Below are 15,430 nucleotides of genomic sequence, written 5' to 3'. Positions count from 1 at the left end.
AGGGATACGATGATCTTCAGGCTCTTCGGGAAAAAGGATGCCGGCGGCGTCGAAGTCGGCGGCACCAAGGAACTCCTCCACCTGACCATGCCGGTCAACGCGCCGGTCGACCGCGCCTTCGCGGTCTTCGTCGACGAATTCGCCTCGTGGTGGCCCCGCGACTACACCTGGGGCAAGGACAGCCTCAAGACCATCGGCATCGAGCCGAAGATGAACGGCGTCTGCTACGAGGAAAGCGCCGACGGCGACCGCAAGGTCTGGGGATCGGTGCTGGCCTTCGACCGGCCCAACCATATCGTGCTTGCCTGGCAGATCTCGGCCGACCGCACGCCGGAAGCCAGCGAGGCCATGGCCAGCCGCGTCGATGTCCGCTTCAACCCCGGCGAAAACGGCAAGACCAACGTCCTGCTCGTCCATCGCGATTTCTTCCGCCACGGCGAGGGTTGGGAGAAGTACAGGGAGGACATGGCCGCCAAGAAGGGCTGGCCCTACCTGATCGACCTCTACGCCAAGGCCGTCGAGGGCTGAGCCTCAGGCGGCGCCGCTGCTCGCCCGCGCCTCGCGAACGCCGCGCTCCGCCTTGTAGAGAGCCCGGAACACCGCCTGCCTGTCGGCATAGGCGTCGACCAGCGCCGCGTCCGGCATGATCGTCTCTTCCTCCTCCGGCGCGGTGCAGACCGCCGTCACCGAGGCGCCGGTCGCGGCGATGATCGCCATCCGCGCCGCGCCCAGCGCCGGCCCAAGGTCGGCACCGCGATAGCGGACCAGCGGCCGGCCGAGCACCGTGGCGATGATCCGCGCCCACAGCCGGCTCTTCGAGCCGCCGCCGAGGAAGCCCGGCCGCTCGACCACCGCACCGGCGGCATCGAGACAGTCCTGCGCATCGCGCAGCGAATAGGCGACGCCCTCCAGCACCGCCTGGACCATCTGGGTCCGGGTCGTGGCCTGATCCAGCCCGAAGAAGGCGCCGCGCGCATCGGGATCGTTATGCGGCGTCCGCTCACCGGTCAGGTAAGGCAGGAAGATCACCGGCGACGGCGCGGCGTAGTCCGCTGCGACCGCCTTCAGCGCCGCATCCGTGTCGGTCTCGCCGAGCACCTTCATCGTCCAGGCGAGAGGACTCGCGCCATTGAGCAGCGCGCCCATCTGGAACCAGCGGCCGGGGATGCAATGGGCGAAGTCGTGGACCAGGGTCTCCGACTTCGGGGCGTAGCGGTCCTGCGCGGCGACATAGACGCCGGCGGTTCCGAGCGACAGAAAGCCCGACCCCGGTTCGACGCAGCCAATGCCGGCCGCGCCGGTGCCACCGTCGCCACCGCCACCGGCGACCGGAATGCCGGCCTTCAGACCGAGTTTGTCGGCGATCGGCGCGCCAAGCCGGCCCGAGACCTCAGTGCCCTCGACGAGGCGCGGCAACTGGTCCATCCGCAGCCCGACCGCCGCGACGACCCGATCCGACCAGCGCCGCTCGCGCTCGTCGAACATCTGGGTGCCGGCGGCGTCCGACATGTCAGTGACGACCTCGCCGGTCAGCCACAGCCGGACATAGTCCTTGGCCAGCATCACCGCGGCGATCCTGGCAAAGACCTCGGGCTCGTGATTCTTCAGCCACAGCACCTTGCCGGCGCTCAAGCCCGGCATGGCGATGACGCCGGTAATCTCGGCGATATCCGGCACCGCGGCGGTGAGTTCGGCGCATTCGGCCGCGCCGCGCCCGTCATTCCACAGGATGGCGTTGCGCAGCGGCCGGTGGTCGGCGCCCAGCGTCACAAGCGAATGCATCTGGCCGGACAGTCCGATCGCGGCGATTCCTGCATAGGCGTCGGGCGCCGCCTGACGGATTTCGGCGAGCGACTGTTCGACGGCGGCGAGCCAGGCGTCTGGCTCCTGCTCGCGCGCGCCCGGCACCGGGCTGAGGATCGGATGGGGAACCGAAGCGCTGGCAAGCAGCGTCTGGTCCTCGTCGATGACGATGGTCTTGACCGCCGTCGTGCCGACATCGATGCCGAGATAGGTCGTCATTCGCCCCCTGCCCCCTCCAGTAGTGCCCGCGCCGCGCCCTCGTCGGTCACCAGCGTATTGCAGCCGACGCGGCGGATCGCGGCGCGGATCGCCGTCGCCCGCGCCGCGCCGCCGCCGGCAACGACGACGTGGCCTGCCTTGGCGACATCGTCAAGCGGGATGCTCATCACCCGCCGATTGAGCGAATGCGGCACGGTCTTGCCGTCGGCGTCGATGAAACTGCACAGCACGTCGGCGACCGCGCCGAGCGCAAGCAGTTCGTCGCGCTCCGCGGTGCTGATCATGCTCGCCGCCTGCGACTGCTGGCCGACGCCAACGCCGCCGACGCCGACGACCGCGATATCCAGCGACTGGCCCAGCCGATAGAGGGCGTCGAGCCCACAATCCTCGATCAGCCGTTTCTTCGTGGTCGGCGAGTCGACAAAGGCAGGCGCGATGAACAGGTAGCATTCCGCCCCGAACTGGCTGGCCACCCGCCATGAATATTCAAGCGGCGAACTCTCGCGCGCCTCGACGACGCCGCCGACCAGCGACACCACCTTGACGCCCTGCCGCCGCACGGCGCGCAGGCTGCCGAGCGAGGCCATCAGCGTCCGGCCCCAGCCGAGGCCGATGGTCTGTCCGTCGCTGACCACTTCCGACAGGAAGCGGCCGAGCGCCGAGCCGACCGATTTCGGGGCGCTGTCGTCGTCGATGCCGGGGGTGACGATCGCCTCGTCGAGGCCGAAGGCATCCTCGAGGCGCAATGCCAGGTCGACGCATTCGCTGTCGCCCTCGCCGATCCAGATCTGCACCTCGCCGCGCTCGCGCGCCTCGGCCAGCATGCGGATCACCGTGCCGCGGCTGACGCCGAGCCGGTCGGAAATATCCTTCTGGGTCAGGCCGTGGCTGAAATAGAGCCACGCCGCCCGAAGCCGCAGCGAGGCGTCGTCGCGCCGCTGCTCGGTGCCGGCCGCGCGGCGAAGCCTGGTCACGCCCCGGCCCCGTCCCCACCGGTCAGGAAGGCGCGGATCAGGGCGTTGACCTTGGCATGGCTCTCGATATGCGGCAGGTGGCCGGCATCCTCGACGACATGGAGGATGGCGCCGAGCGCTTTCGCGCTGTCCTCTGTCAGCGGATTGACTGTATCGCCCGCGCCCCAGACCACCGTGACCGGAATCCCGCGCCCGGCAACACCGGAAACGGCGTCGGCGAGGTCGAGATGGGCGCCGCGCAGGTTGCCGGCGACCTTGTTGAGCGCTTCGCGAACGCCCGGCTCGGAGATCTGGGCCAGCGCCCGGGCCGTCATCTGCGGGCTGATCAGCCGCCGCCGCGCCACCAGCCGCTCGAGCACGGAGCTTGCCTGGTCGAGCGTCTCCATGCCGGTCAGGGCGGTGAGAAAGGTCTCGTCGACCCCGTTGCCGACACCGGCCGGGGCGAGCAGGAAGAGCGAGGAGACCAGTTCCGGGTGGCGATGGGCGAGGTCGATGGCGATGGCGCCGCCGAGCGAATGGCCGATGACATGCACCGGCCCAGTGCCTCGGGCCTTCTGGAAGCCTGCGACCAGGTCGGTGAAGGAGGCGATGTCGCCCGCGCCGACTTCCCGGTCCGACAGGCCGTGGCCCGGCAGGTCGATGGCGATGGTGGAGGCATAGGCCGCCACGTCGCGCTGGGTAAGCAGCCAGGTCAGCCTGTCGGCGCCAAAGCCGTGGAGGAGCAGGACCGGCGGCCCGTCATCCCCGGCGGCGAGATAGGAAAGGCGCCGCCCGGCGACCTCGATCGTCGTGTCCTGGCTCGGCATCGTTTGTCCCGGATCAGTCGCTGGCGATGATGCCGAGGGTCGTACCGACCTTGGCGATTTCGTCGGCCGGCACGGCAATCGACTTGAGGACGCCGGTCGCCGGGGCTTCCAGTTCGAGCGTCACCTTCGGCGTGGTGACGATGACGATCTGGTCGCCCTCGCTCACCGCGTCGCCTTCGGCCTTCAGCCACTCGTCGATCTGGGCTTCCTCGATATCGACGCCGAGCTGCGGCATGACAATCGGTACATCCATGAGATTTCTCCTCTAGCCGATCACAGTCCGCGCCGGGACATGTCGAGACCGTCCCAGTTCCGCAAGCCCTGCCAGTCGGTATTCTTTTCGGGCATCAGTTCGCTGCACACAATATCGACGATGTCATGCGCCTGGGGAAAATAGGTCGATTCCATCTCGGCGCCCGGCACGATCCAGTTCGGCGATCCCAGCACCCGTGGCGCGGCGGCAAGGTCGCCATGGCCGTAGCGGCCGATATTGGCGGCGAGCGTCATCAGGAAGCTGCCGCGTTCCGACGCCTCGGAGACCAGCAGGATGCGCCCGGTCTTCTTCACCGACTTGAGAACCGTCTCGTAGTCGAACGGCACCAGCGACCGCGCGTCGATGATCTCCGCCGACACGCCGCGCTCCGAAGCCAGCGTCTCGGCGGCGGCAAGTGCCGGATAGAGCGACGGGCCGATGGTCAGGATCGTGACGTCGGTCCCTTCCCGCTTCACATCGGGAACGCCGAACGGCAACTGGTAATATTCCGTCGGCACGCCGCCCTCGTGGACCGTCTCCATCGCGTCGTAGAGCCGCTGGCTCTCGAAGAAGACCACCGGATCGTTGCTCGACAGCGCCGTGGCGAGCAGGCCCTTGGCATCATAGGGGGTCGCCGGGTAGACGACCTTCAGCCCCGGTATATGGGCGACGAGGCCGCTCCAGTCCTGCGAATGCTGGGCGCCATACTTGCTGCCCGTCGCGCAGCGCAGCACCACCGGCAGCTTCAGCATGCCAGCCGACATCGACTGCCACTTGGCCATCTGGTTGAAGATCTCGTCGCCGGCCCGGCCGATGAAGTCGGTATACATCAGCTCGACCACCGCCCGGCCGCCTTCCATCGCGTAGCCGACGGCGGTGGCGACGATGGCGGCTTCCGAGATCGGCGAGTTGAACAGCCGGTCATAGGGGAGAATGTCCGACAATCCGCGATAGACGCCGAAGGCGCCGCCCCATTCGCGGCATTCCTCGCCATAGCCGATCAGCGACGGGTCATGGGTGAAGTGGTGGAGCAGCGACTCGAACAGCGCGTCGCGGATGGTGACGGCGCGCATCGGCGAGTGGCGCTCGCCATTCTCGTCGAGGCCGTAGCGCGCCTTCTTGGCAAGCTGGCGGACGCGCGACGAGGTGGTCGGATCGGGCAGCCCGCCCTGCGGCTCGGCCGGCAGTTCGATCGCGGTGTTGGAGAACATCAGCTTGCCGATCAGCGTCGGGTCCTTGCGGATATCGACCGGCGGGGCGATCGCCGGATCGACCGCCGCCTGGGTCACCCCGCGCATCAGCCCGGCGACACCGTCTCGCATTTCGGCCTCGGCCGCATCGTCGAGAATGCCGGCTTCCTTGAGAGTGGCAGCGAACAGCACGATCGGGTCGTTGGCCTCCCACGCCTTCAACTCATCGCGCGAGCGGTAGACATTGGCGTCGGTGGTCGAGTGACCGGAGAAGCGGTAGCACTCGATATCCAGCAAGCCCGGCCCCTTGCCCTCGACCAGCAGCGCGCGCTTGCGCGCAACCGCGTCGGCGACGGCGAGCGGGTTGGCGCCATCGACGGTCTCGGCATGCATCGCCGACGGGTTGATGCCGGCGCCGATCCGCGACAGCCGGTCCCAGCCGGCGGTCTCGCCGATGGTCTGGCCGCCCATCGCGTAGAAATTGTTGTTGAAGCAGAAGAGCACCGGCAACCCGCCGCGATGCTCTTCCGGCCACAGGCCGCTCAACTGGGCCATGCTGGCGAAATTCATCGCCTCCCAGACCGGGCCGCAGCCGGTCGAGCCGTCGCCGGCATAGGCGACCGAGATGCCGCCGTTTCCGCCAAGACGCTTGCGCATAGCCGACCCGGTGGCGATGCCGGCCGACGCGCCGACAATGGCGTTGTTGGGATAGGCGCCGAAGGGCAGGAAGAAGGCGTGCATCGAGCCGCCCATGCCGCCGTTGAAGCCGTTGGCGCGCATGAAGATCTCGGCGAGCAGGCCGAGCAGCAGGAATTTTTCCGCCGTCGTCTTCTCGTCGCCGCCACCAAGATGGGTCTCGACGGTCTTCAGCAGGGCGCCGCCCTGGTGCTCTTCCATGATCGCCTGGAGCGCGGCCGGCTCCAGCCCGGCAATCGCCGCCAGGCCCTTGGCGATGAACTCGCCATGGCTGCGGTGACTGCCGAAGACGTGATCGCCCGGCTCAAGCGCCAGCGACGCGCCGACCGCGGCGCCCTCCTGGCCGATCGAAAGATGGGCCGGCCCCTTGTAGAGGAACTCGATGCCCGAATAGGCGCCCTGCCCCTTGAAGGCGCCGAGCATGGTCTCGAACTCGCGGACCACCATCATGTCGCGCAGCACGCGCAGCAGCGTCTCGTCGCCGTAGCGCTGCCTTTCTTCCGCCAATGGCGTCGCATAAGCGTGGATCTGGATATCGGGGAACTGCAGCCGGGCGGCTTTGCGCATCAGCAGCGGATCGACAAAGAGCTCTTTGGGCATCGGCGTTTCCGTTGTTTCGACATATGTCTTTTGCCATGAACAAAAGTACTATGCCAGTCGAAATCGACAATCGCGTCTCGTCGTCGCAGCGGCAATCGCCGACAATGCGAATCATGATCGCTCAACCCCGCCTCCCTGCAGCGCGAGAAAAATGACCGCCGAGACGCCCGAGACCCTCGCCGGCGGCCGCCTGACCATCGACCGCGATGCGCTGGCCGACAACTGGCGCGACCTTGCGGCCCGCGCCGAGGGCGCGGCCACTGCGGCGGTGGTCAAGGGCGACGGCTATGGCATCGGTCTCGAGCCGGCGGTCCGCGCTCTCGCCGGCGCCGGCTGCGACACCTTCTTCGTCGCGGTGCCGGAGGAAGGCCTGCGGCTGCGCGCCACGCTGCCCGAGGCGACGATCTACATCCTCGACGGCCTGTTCGAGGGCGCCGCCGCCACCTATGCGCAGGCAAACCTTCGCCCGGTCCTCTCATCGCTTCCCGAGATCGAGGAGTGGACGGCCCACCGCCGGCAGAACCCGGCCGCGCACGCAGCCCTTCACATCGACACCGGCATGCACCGCATGGGCCTCGGCCTTGGCGAGGCGGAGGCGCTCCTCGCCGGGCCCGGCCTTGCCGACACCCTCGGCCTGACGCTGGTGATGAGCCATCTTGCCTGCGCCGATACGCCGGACCACCCGCTCAACCAACGCCAACGCGACGCCTTCCGCGCGGTTCGCGCCCGCCTGCCCGACGTGCCCGCATCGCTGGCCAATTCGGCCGGCATTTTTCTCGGGCCCGATTACCGTTTCGACCTCGTCCGGCCGGGCATCGCGCTCTATGGCGGCGCGGCGGTCAACGACGCCGTCAACCCGATGCGTCCGGTTGCGACGCTGGAAGCCCGCATCCTCCAGGTCCGCGACGCGGCGCCCGGTGAAACCGTCGGCTACGGCGCGACCGAGGCGCTCGACCGGCCGAGCCGCCTCGCCATCCTCGCGGTGGGGTATGCCGACGGCTATCCCCGCCACGCCAGTTCCTCCGACCAGCGCCCCGGCGCCCTTGCCTTCCTGCGCGGCCGCGCCGCCCCCCTCGTCGGCCGCGTTTCGATGGACCTGATCACCATCGACGTCACCGAAATCTCCGATGCCCGGCGCGGCGACTGGGTCGAGCTCTTCGGCCCCAACATCCCCGTCGACGAGGTCGCCGAACGCGCCGGCACCATCGGCTACGAACTGCTGACGAGCCTGGGCCGGCGGTATCACCGGCGTTACCGCCCCTGAGACTTGTCCTGCGGCGTTAATCCGATCGCAGGTTGCCGGGTGCATGATGCCATCAACCCGCGGCGACTGCCGCACAAGGAGCGCGCCCATGTCCAAGCAAGCGAAGATCGATGCCTTCAAGCGCCACGTCGACGCCGAACTGGCCGGCGACCTCGACACAACCATGGCAACCATGTCCGACGCGCCGCACCTCACCAACGTCCCGACCCTGATGGGCGGCGTCGGTCACGACGGCGTTCGGGCCTTCTACCGCGACCATCTGGTCGGCAAGTTCTTCCCGCCCGACGTCGTGCTGACCACCCTCACGCGCACCGTCGGCGAGGACCAGATCGTCGAGGAGAACTTCATCAGCTTCACCCATACGACGCCGATCGACTGGATGCTGCCCGGTGTCGCGCCAACCGGAAAGAAGGTCGAGATCGCCCTGGTGGTGATCGTCGGCTTCAAGGACGGCAAGGTCAGCCACGAGCACATCTACTGGGATCAGGCGAGCCTGCTGGTGCAGATCGGGCTTCTCGATCCGACGGGGCTGCCGGTCTGCGGCGCCGAGGCCGCGCGCAAGATCGCCGACCCGAGCCTCCCGAACCGGCAATTCGCCGACTGAGCACCTCGCGTTCCATCGCTGCGTCCGTGCGCAGCGATGGCCTTGGCGGGCGATTGATTTCGGGATACAAGCATGAGAACATAGCGCGAACACAGGAATCGCCCATGCGTGCCGCCGCCCGGAACAAGGTCCAGTATATCTGCCAGAATTGCGGGGCGGTCAGCCCGCGCTGGCAGGGGCGATGCGACGATTGCGGCGAGTGGAACGCGCTGGTCGAGGAATCCGGCGCGACCGGCGTCGGCGCCGGGCCGAAGCGCGGTTCGGGCAAGGGGCGGGTCATCAAGCTTGAAAGGCTGGCCGGCTCGACCGCCGAGGCGCCGCGCACGCGCACCGGCATCGCCGAGTTCGACCGGGTGACCGGCGGCGGCCTCGTCCGCGGCTCGGCCCTGCTGGTCGGCGGCGATCCCGGCATCGGCAAGTCGACGCTGCTCCTGCAGGCCGCCGCGGCGCTCGCCAATGGTGGCCACCGGGTCGTCTATGTCTCCGGCGAGGAGGCGGTCGCCCAGATCCGGATGCGGGCGGAACGCCTCGGCCTTGCCGACGCCTCGGTCAAGCTCGCGGCCGAAACCAGTGTCGAGAACATTCTCGCAACGCTGGCGCTGGAGGAGACGCCCGCCCTCCTGATCGCCGACTCGATCCAGACCATGTGGACGGACGCCGCCGACTCCGCGCCGGGCACCGTCACGCAGGTCCGCGCCTCCGCCCAGGCGCTGATCCGCTACGCCAAGCAGAGCGGCGCGGCGGTGGTCTTCGTCGGGCATGTCACCAAGGACGGGCAGATCGCCGGCCCCCGCGTCGTCGAGCATATGGTCGACGGCGTGCTCTATTTCGAAGGCGAAGGCGGCCACCACTTCCGCATCCTGCGCGCCGTCAAGAACCGCTTCGGCCCGACCGACGAGATCGGCGTCTTCGAGATGGGCGGCGCCGGCCTCCGCGAAGTGCCAAACCCGTCCGAACTCTTTCTCGGCGAGCGCAATTCGAAGACGCCGGGCGCCGCGGTCTTCGCCGGCATGGAAGGCACCCGGCCCGTGCTGGTCGAGATACAGGCGCTGGTCGCGCCCACCACGCTCGGCACGCCGCGCCGGGCGGTGATCGGCTGGGACCAGAGCCGGCTGGCGATGATCCTCGCCGTGCTCGAAGCGCATTGCCGGGTCCGCCTCGGAGATTGCGATGTCTATCTCAACGTCGCCGGCGGCCTGCGGATCAGCGAGCCGGCGGCCGACCTTGCCGTCGCGGCGGCGCTGGTTTCCTCGCGGCTCAACGCCCCCTTGCCGCCGGATTGCGCCTATTTCGGCGAGGTCAGCCTGTCTGGCGCCGTGCGCCCGGTCTCGCACGCGCCGTCAAGGCTCAAGGAGTCCGGCAAGCTCGGTTTCGCCCAGGCGGTCCTGCCGGCGGCATCGGCCGGACAGGACGTCGCCGGGATGACGACTAGGGGGATCGGTCAGCTTGTGGAATTGGTCGCGGAGATTGCCGCACGACGGATGGATGCCGATCCCGCCGATCAAGAAAGCTGAGCGCGTTTTCGGTCTGGCGGGGCGCCTTGCTGCGAGAGGTCACGGTTTCGTCGCCGGCGGCCGAGTCGAGGGCCCAGACCCAGGCAGCGACTGCCAGCGGGACGCCGACAATCGGGCCGGCAACAGCGAATGTCAGGACGATGCCGAGGGCGAAGAGCAGGAATTGGGCCGCCCCCTGCCCCAACTTGCCCACGATTATCGTGCCACTTCCCGGTACGAAGATATTGACTATGATGGCGAGTGCCTTCATGTCCCATGAACTCCCCGAAGCAAAAGGAACGAGCGCGAGCTTTCATTGGGTGTAATCGTTATCATTTTACACTCATAGGTTGATTCGCGCAAGCCCTTTGGAGACCGCGGGACCGACACGAAGAATCGTGTTAGCCAACTGTCATTGTGGCCGCGCCGTCCGGCCGCCCCTGGAACGGAAGAGCTCATGCCGGTTACGGTTCTCGACGTCATCGTCATCGTCGTCGTCCTGATTTCGGCGGGCCTCGCCATGGTGCGAGGCTTCGTCCGCGAGGTCCTGTCCGTCGCCTCATGGGTGGCAGCCGCGGCGGCCGCCTACTATTTCTACAAGTCGCTGCTGCCGCTGGTGGAGCCCTATTTCGACAACCGGACGATCGCCATCATCGTCTCGGCGGCGGTGATCTTCTTCGTCGCCCTGATCGTGGCGAGCTACATCACGATGAAGATCTCCGATTTCGTCATCGACAGTCGCGTCGGCGCGATCGACCGGGCCTTCGGCTTCATCTTCGGCGCGGTGCGGGGCATCCTGCTCCTGGTCATCGCCCTGCTGTTCTTCAACTGGCTGGTGCCGGCGCCGCCGGCCTGGGTCGCCGACGCGCGGACCAAGCCGTTCCTCGACAATCTCGGCGAGCAGTTGATGGCGGCTCTGCCGGAAGACGCGGAAGCGTCCCTGCTCAACCGCATCCGCGGTGGCGGATCCGAAGAGGCGCCCAATCCGGCGACGTCGGATGCCGCGCCGCCGGACGCCGCGCCCGGCGATCCGGCCTATGACGACAGCGAGCGCGGCGCCATCGACCAACTGATCGAAAACACCGATCCGGGAACAGCAAACTAGCGTGACCCATTCGCCCCCCGCCAGGAGCGCAACTGCCATGCCGACGGGCCTGCCCTTCGGCCCCGACGACGACAAGCTGCATGAGGAGTGCGGCGTCTTCGGCGTCTTCGGGCACCAGGACTCGGCAGCCCTCACCGCGCTCGGCCTCCACGCCCTCCAGCATCGCGGCCAGGAGGCGGCGGGCATCGTCTCCTTCGACGGCAAGGCCTTCCATCACGAGCGGCATTTCGGCGTCGTCGGCGACAATTTCACCGAACGCGCGGTGATCGAGCGCCTGCCCGGCGACCGCGCCATCGGCCATGTCCGCTATTCGACGCGCGGCGGGCCGATGGAGAGCAACATCCAGCCGCTCTTCGCCGGTTTTTCCGGCGGCGGTTTCGCCGTCGCCCATAACGGCAACATCACCAATGCCCTCTCGCTGCAGAACGAGCTGCAGCGCCGCGGCTCGATCTTCCAGTCGACCAGCGATACCGAGGTCATCCTCCACCTGATCGCCACCAGCCGCAGCGGCCGTCTCGTCGACCGCATCATCGACGCGCTGTCGGAACTCGAAGGCGCCTGGTCGCTGGTCTGCCTCTCGTCGAAGAAGATGATCGGCTGCCGCGATCCGCTCGGCGTCCGGCCGCTGGTTCTCGGCGACCTCGACGGCTCGGCGGTGCTGGCCTCGGAGACCTGCGCCCTCGACATCATCGGCGCCCGCTTCGTTCGCGACGTCGAGCCCGGCGAGATGGTCATCGTCACCCCGGAGGGCATCGAGAGCCTGCGCCCGTTCGACCGGCGCCGCTCGCGCTTCTGCATCTTCGAATATGTCTATTTCTCCCGGCCGGATTCGGTGGTCAACGGCCGCGGCGTCTACGAGGTCCGCAAGCGGATCGGCGCGGAGCTCGCCCGCGAGGCGATGGCGCCGGCCGACCTGGTGGTGCCGGTGCCGGATTCCGGCACGCCGGCGGCGATCGGTTTCGCCGAGGCGGCGGGCCTCCCCTTCGATCTCGGCATCATCCGCAATCACTATGTCGGCCGCACCTTCATCGAGCCGAGCGACGCCATCCGCCACATGGGCGTCAAGCTCAAGCACAACGCCAACCGCGATATCCTCGCCGGCAAGCGCGTCGTGCTGGTCGACGATTCCATCGTGCGCGGCACGACCTCGTCGAAGATCGTGCAGATGGTCCGCGATGCCGGCGCGACGGAGGTCCATATGCGGATCGCCAGTCCGCCGACCAGCCATTCCTGCTTCTACGGGGTCGATACGCCGGAGCAGTCGAAGCTCATCGCCTCGCGGCTGACGGTCGCCGAGATGGAGGACTTCATCAAGGTCGACAGCCTCCGCTTCCTGACCATCGACGGGCTCTACCGCGCCGTCGGCGAGGCGCATCGCGATTCCGGCGCCCCGCAATTCTGCGACGCCTGCTTCACGGGCGATTACCCGACGCGGCTGGTCGATCTCGAAAACGGCCGGAGCGTCGCATCCGAGGATGCGGGGGCCGATCCCGTCACGCTGCTGACCGGCGCGGCATGAGCGACAAGCCCCTGTCCGGCCGGGTCGCCGTGGTGACCGGCGCGTCGCGCGGCGTCGGCTATGCCGCGGCGCGTGCGATGGCCGCCGCCGGCGCCCATATCGTCGCCGTGGCTCGCACCGTCGGCGGCCTCGAGGAACTCGACGACGAGATCCGCGCGATGGGCGGCGAAGCCACCCTCGTCCCCTTCGACCTCAAGGACTTTGCGGCCATCGACCGCCTCGGCGGCGCGATCTACGAGCGCTGGGGCAAGCTCGACATCCTGCTCGGCAATGCCGGCATGCTCGGCGTCATCACGCCGATGGGCCATCTCGAGCCGAAGGTCTTCGACGATGTCATGGCGGTCAATGTCACCGCCAACTGGCGGCTGATCCGCTCGCTCGATCCGCTGCTGCGCCAGTCCGACGCCGGCCGCGCCCTGTTCGTCACCTCCGGCGCCGCCCATCGCTGCCGGCCGTATTGGGGCGTCTATTCCGCCTCGAAAGCCGCGCTCGAGGCCCTGGTCAAGACCTATGCCGGCGAGATGCGCCAGACGGCGGTGACCGCCAACCTCTTCGACCCCGGCGCCTTGCGCACCCACATGCGCGCCCAGAGCCGCCCGGGAGAAGACCCCGACACGCTGAAGACACCGGACGCCGTCACCGAGGACATCGTCCGCATGGTGTCGCCCGGCTACACGGCCAACGGCGTGCTGTTCAGCTTCCCCAATGGCGAGACCCGGGACCTGCTGGTCACGTCCTGACCTACTGACGCTTGCGTTTGCGCCCCTCGAAGGGGTTCTCGCCTTTTCTCAGCATCAGGCGGAGCGGCACCCCGGGAAGCTTGAAGTCGTCCCGCAGCGCGTTGAGCAGGTAGCGCTGCCAGGCGGTCGGCAGGGCTTCCGGACGGGAGCAGAAGGCGACGAAGCTCGGCGGGCGCGCCTTGGCCTGGGTCAGGTAGCGCAGCTTGATCCGTCGGCCCGAGACCGCCGGCGGCGGGTGATGCTCGACCACCCCTGACAGCCAGCGGTTGAGCTTGGCTGTCGAGATGCGGCGGTTCCACACCTCGTAGGTCTCGATGGCCTTGACCATCATCTTGTCGATGCCCTTGCCGCCGAGGCCCGAGACCGGCACCAGCGCCACGCCGCGGATCTGCGGCAGCAGTCGCTCGACCTCGATGCGCAGTTCCTTGAGGACCGCCTGCGGTTCCTCGATCAGGTCCCACTTGTTGAGCGCGATGATCAGCGCCCGTCCCTCGGACTCGACCAGCGAGGCGATATGCAGGTCCTGCTTGTCGAAGGGCATCGTGGCGTCGAGGACCAGGATCACCACCTCGGCGAAGCGGATGGCGCGCAACCCGTCGCCGACCGCCATCTTCTCCAGCTTCTCGACCACCTTGGCGCGGCGGCGCATGCCGGCGGTGTCATAGATGCGGAAGTCGTGGTCGCGCCACGTCCAGTCGACGGCGATCGAATCGCGGGTGATGCCGGCCTCGGGGCCGGTCAGCAGCCGTTCCTGGCCGATCATCCGGTTGATCAGCGTCGACTTGCCGGCGTTGGGGCGGCCGATGACGGCGAGGCGGATCGGCTTGTCGGCGTCGTCCTCGGCGTGTTCCCCGGCGCCTTCCGGCAGCGCCGCGATGATCGCCTCATGCAGGTCGGCCATGCCCTCGCCATGCTCGGCCGAGACCGCCAGCGGCTCGCCGAAGCCGAGTTCATAGGCCTCCAGCGCGCCCGCGGCGCCGGCCTTGCCCTCGGCCTTGTTGGCGATCAGCACCACCGGTTGCCCGAGCCCGTGCAGCAGCGTGGCGAAATGGGCGTCGAGCGGCGTCACCCCGGCCCGTGCGTCGATCATGAACAGGGTGAGGTCGGCGGTGGCGACGGCCGCTTCGGTCTGGGCGCGCATCCGCCCGGCGAGCGAATTCGGGTCGGCCTCCTCGAGGCCCGCGGTGTCGATGATGGTGAATTCGAGCCCGTGCAGCGAGGCTTCGCCCTCGCGCCGGTCGCGGGTCACGCCCGGCTGGTCGTCGACCAGCGCCAGCTTGCGGCCGACCAGCCGGTTGAACAGCGTCGACTTGCCGACATTCGGTCGTCCAATGATGACGACACGCGGTGCATGATCGAGCATGGCCCGGTTCCCGGCTGTATTCTGCGGCGGCAGGTGCCTGCCGGCGGCCTAGCCTTCGCCCGGGTCCGCCGCAGCCGGCTGGCCCTCGCGCGAAGCAATCAGCGACAGCATGACCTGGGCGCGGGATTGCGCGCCCTGCCCGCTCTCCTGGTCGTCCACGATCTCGGTGAAATAGGTCCGCGCCGCGGTGAGGTCGTCGGCGCGGAAGGCGGCGAAGCCGAGGATCTCGCGGGCGTTGTGGCGCCAGGGATTGCCGGTGTCGGCGAGATCGCCGATCCGGGAAGTCAGTTCTTCGACACTGGCGCTGTCGGTCAGGAGGATGGCGGCGCGCAGTCGCGCCAGGTCCCCGACCAGGGCCGGGACGTTGGGCCGGCTGTTGATAGCGTCATAGGCAGCCACAGCGCCGGTGACGTCGCCGGAAGCGGCCTTTTCGGTGGCGATGCGGAAGGTGGCGAGCACCGGGTAGGCGCCGCTGCCGTCGGCCTCGATCTCGCCGAGGGCGGCGATCGCCTCTTCATGCTTGCCGTCGTCGGCAAGGCTGATCGCGGCGACGAACCGGTCGCCGGTTGCAGCAGCCTGGCTGGTTTCCCAATATTGCCAGCCGCGATAGCCGGCGGTGATGAGGACGATCAGGACCGCGACACCGATCACCCAGGGCCCGAAACGGTCCCATAGCCGCTTGAACCGCTCGTGGCGGATATCCTCATCGACTTCGCGAAAGATATCGGACATCAATCCTCACAATCGGCGCGAAAACCCCGCGCCACGCGGCCGCACACTATCGCCGCGGAACACCGGTTG

General features: G+C 68.3%; 14 protein-coding genes. 7 read left to right on the top strand and 7 right to left on the bottom strand.

Going from position 1 to position 15,430, the window contains the following annotated elements; genetic code table 11:
- Positions 1-9: 9 nt before the first annotated feature.
- Positions 10-528, top strand: coding sequence for an SRPBCC family protein (locus BLT60_RS16630; protein ID WP_090878034.1), 519 nt, complete (start codon positions 10-12; stop codon positions 526-528).
- 3 nt (positions 529-531) lie between these two features.
- On the opposite strand, the gene xylB is transcribed toward BLT60_RS16630, so the two are convergent.
- From xylB to BLT60_RS16605, 5 genes are read right to left on the bottom strand one after another with little or no spacing between them, the layout of a single operon-like run.
- The gene (gene xylB / locus BLT60_RS16625; RefSeq protein ID WP_090878032.1) at positions 532-2,022 is read right to left on the bottom strand and encodes a xylulokinase; all 1,491 of its coding nucleotides are present in this window, start codon (positions 2,020-2,022) and stop codon (positions 532-534) included.
- Positions 2,019-2,996 carry a sugar-binding transcriptional regulator gene (locus BLT60_RS16620; protein ID WP_090878030.1) on the bottom strand — a complete coding sequence of 326 codons (978 nt, stop codon included), beginning with the start codon at positions 2,994-2,996 and terminating at the stop codon, positions 2,019-2,021. Before BLT60_RS16620 ends, xylB begins: the two co-directional genes overlap by 4 nt.
- Positions 2,993-3,802 (bottom strand): alpha/beta fold hydrolase, encoded by an 810-nt coding sequence (locus tag BLT60_RS16615; protein ID WP_090878028.1) that lies wholly within the window; start codon positions 3,800-3,802, stop codon positions 2,993-2,995. The genes BLT60_RS16620 and BLT60_RS16615 overlap by 4 nt, the downstream gene beginning before the upstream one ends.
- 13 nt (positions 3,803-3,815) lie before the next feature.
- Entirely contained in the window at positions 3,816-4,055 is a 240-nt protein-coding gene (locus BLT60_RS16610; RefSeq protein WP_090878026.1) for a lipoyl domain-containing protein, read from the bottom strand.
- A gap of 20 nt (positions 4,056-4,075) precedes the next feature.
- The gene (locus BLT60_RS16605) at positions 4,076-6,541 is read right to left on the bottom strand and encodes an alpha-ketoacid dehydrogenase subunit alpha/beta (protein ID WP_090878023.1); all 2,466 of its coding nucleotides are present in this window, start codon (positions 6,539-6,541) and stop codon (positions 4,076-4,078) included.
- Positions 6,542-6,692: 151 nt separating this feature from the next.
- Between BLT60_RS16605 and alr the strand changes: the two genes are divergently transcribed.
- From alr to BLT60_RS16570, 6 genes are all read left to right on the top strand, one after another.
- Positions 6,693-7,805, top strand: coding sequence for an alanine racemase (gene alr / locus BLT60_RS16600; protein WP_090878021.1), 1,113 nt, complete (start codon positions 6,693-6,695; stop codon positions 7,803-7,805).
- A gap of 88 nt (positions 7,806-7,893) precedes the next feature.
- The gene (locus BLT60_RS16595; RefSeq protein WP_090878019.1) at positions 7,894-8,409 is read left to right on the top strand and encodes an ester cyclase; all 516 of its coding nucleotides are present in this window, start codon (positions 7,894-7,896) and stop codon (positions 8,407-8,409) included.
- Positions 8,410-8,513: 104 nt separating this feature from the next.
- A complete protein-coding gene (radA, locus tag BLT60_RS16590) occupies positions 8,514-9,923 on the top strand; it encodes a DNA repair protein RadA (protein ID WP_090878017.1) in 1,410 nt (469 codons plus the stop codon).
- 436 nt (positions 9,924-10,359) lie between these two features.
- Complete coding sequence (locus BLT60_RS16580) at positions 10,360-11,007, top strand: CvpA family protein (protein WP_090878015.1); 648 nt, start codon at positions 10,360-10,362, stop codon at positions 11,005-11,007.
- Positions 11,008-11,044: 37 nt separating this feature from the next.
- Positions 11,045-12,526 (top strand): amidophosphoribosyltransferase, encoded by a 1,482-nt coding sequence (purF, locus tag BLT60_RS16575; RefSeq protein ID WP_090878013.1) that lies wholly within the window; start codon positions 11,045-11,047, stop codon positions 12,524-12,526.
- A complete protein-coding gene (locus BLT60_RS16570) occupies positions 12,523-13,266 on the top strand; it encodes an SDR family NAD(P)-dependent oxidoreductase (RefSeq protein WP_090878011.1) in 744 nt (247 codons plus the stop codon). Before purF ends, BLT60_RS16570 begins: the two co-directional genes overlap by 4 nt.
- 1 nt (position 13,267) lies before the next feature.
- Here the strand turns inward: BLT60_RS16570 and der are convergent, their stop codons facing one another.
- Both der and BLT60_RS16560 read right to left on the bottom strand, forming a co-directional pair.
- A complete protein-coding gene (gene der, locus BLT60_RS16565; protein ID WP_090878009.1) occupies positions 13,268-14,629 on the bottom strand; it encodes a ribosome biogenesis GTPase Der in 1,362 nt (453 codons plus the stop codon).
- A 48-nt stretch (positions 14,630-14,677) separates the two neighbouring features.
- Positions 14,678-15,361: a tetratricopeptide repeat protein gene (locus BLT60_RS16560; protein WP_090878007.1), complete on the bottom strand. Its 684-nt coding sequence runs from the start codon at positions 15,359-15,361 to the stop codon at positions 14,678-14,680.
- Positions 15,362-15,430: the final 69 nt, after the last annotated feature.

Source organism: Bauldia litoralis (assembly GCF_900104485.1).
Taxonomy (GTDB): Bacteria; Pseudomonadota; Alphaproteobacteria; order Rhizobiales; family Kaistiaceae; genus Bauldia; species Bauldia litoralis.
The sequence above is the reverse complement of the archived record's forward strand: the minus strand, read 5'-3'. Positions and strand labels throughout refer to the sequence as shown.

Excerpts from the sequence above, each read along its gene's own strand:
- BLT60_RS16630 (WP_090878034.1), top strand. The coding sequence starts at position 10 with ATGATCTTCAGGCTCTTCGGGAAAAAGGATGCCGGCGGCGTCGAAGTC.
- xylB (WP_090878032.1), bottom strand. The coding sequence starts at position 2,022 with ATGACGACCTATCTCGGCATCGATGTCGGCACGACGGCGGTCAAGACC.
- BLT60_RS16615 (WP_090878028.1), bottom strand. The coding sequence starts at position 3,802 with ATGCCGAGCCAGGACACGACGATCGAGGTCGCCGGGCGGCGCCTTTCC.
- BLT60_RS16610 (WP_090878026.1), bottom strand. The coding sequence starts at position 4,055 with ATGGATGTACCGATTGTCATGCCGCAGCTCGGCGTCGATATCGAGGAA.
- BLT60_RS16605 (WP_090878023.1), bottom strand. The coding sequence starts at position 6,541 with ATGCCCAAAGAGCTCTTTGTCGATCCGCTGCTGATGCGCAAAGCCGCC.
- alr (WP_090878021.1), top strand. The coding sequence starts at position 6,693 with ATGACCGCCGAGACGCCCGAGACCCTCGCCGGCGGCCGCCTGACCATC.
- BLT60_RS16595 (WP_090878019.1), top strand. The coding sequence starts at position 7,894 with ATGTCCAAGCAAGCGAAGATCGATGCCTTCAAGCGCCACGTCGACGCC.
- radA (WP_090878017.1), top strand. The coding sequence starts at position 8,514 with ATGCGTGCCGCCGCCCGGAACAAGGTCCAGTATATCTGCCAGAATTGC.
- BLT60_RS16580 (WP_090878015.1), top strand. The coding sequence starts at position 10,360 with ATGCCGGTTACGGTTCTCGACGTCATCGTCATCGTCGTCGTCCTGATT.
- purF (WP_090878013.1), top strand. The coding sequence starts at position 11,045 with ATGCCGACGGGCCTGCCCTTCGGCCCCGACGACGACAAGCTGCATGAG.
- BLT60_RS16570 (WP_090878011.1), top strand. The coding sequence starts at position 12,523 with ATGAGCGACAAGCCCCTGTCCGGCCGGGTCGCCGTGGTGACCGGCGCG.
- der (WP_090878009.1), bottom strand. The coding sequence starts at position 14,629 with ATGCTCGATCATGCACCGCGTGTCGTCATCATTGGACGACCGAATGTC.
- BLT60_RS16560 (WP_090878007.1), bottom strand. The coding sequence starts at position 15,361 with ATGTCCGATATCTTTCGCGAAGTCGATGAGGATATCCGCCACGAGCGG.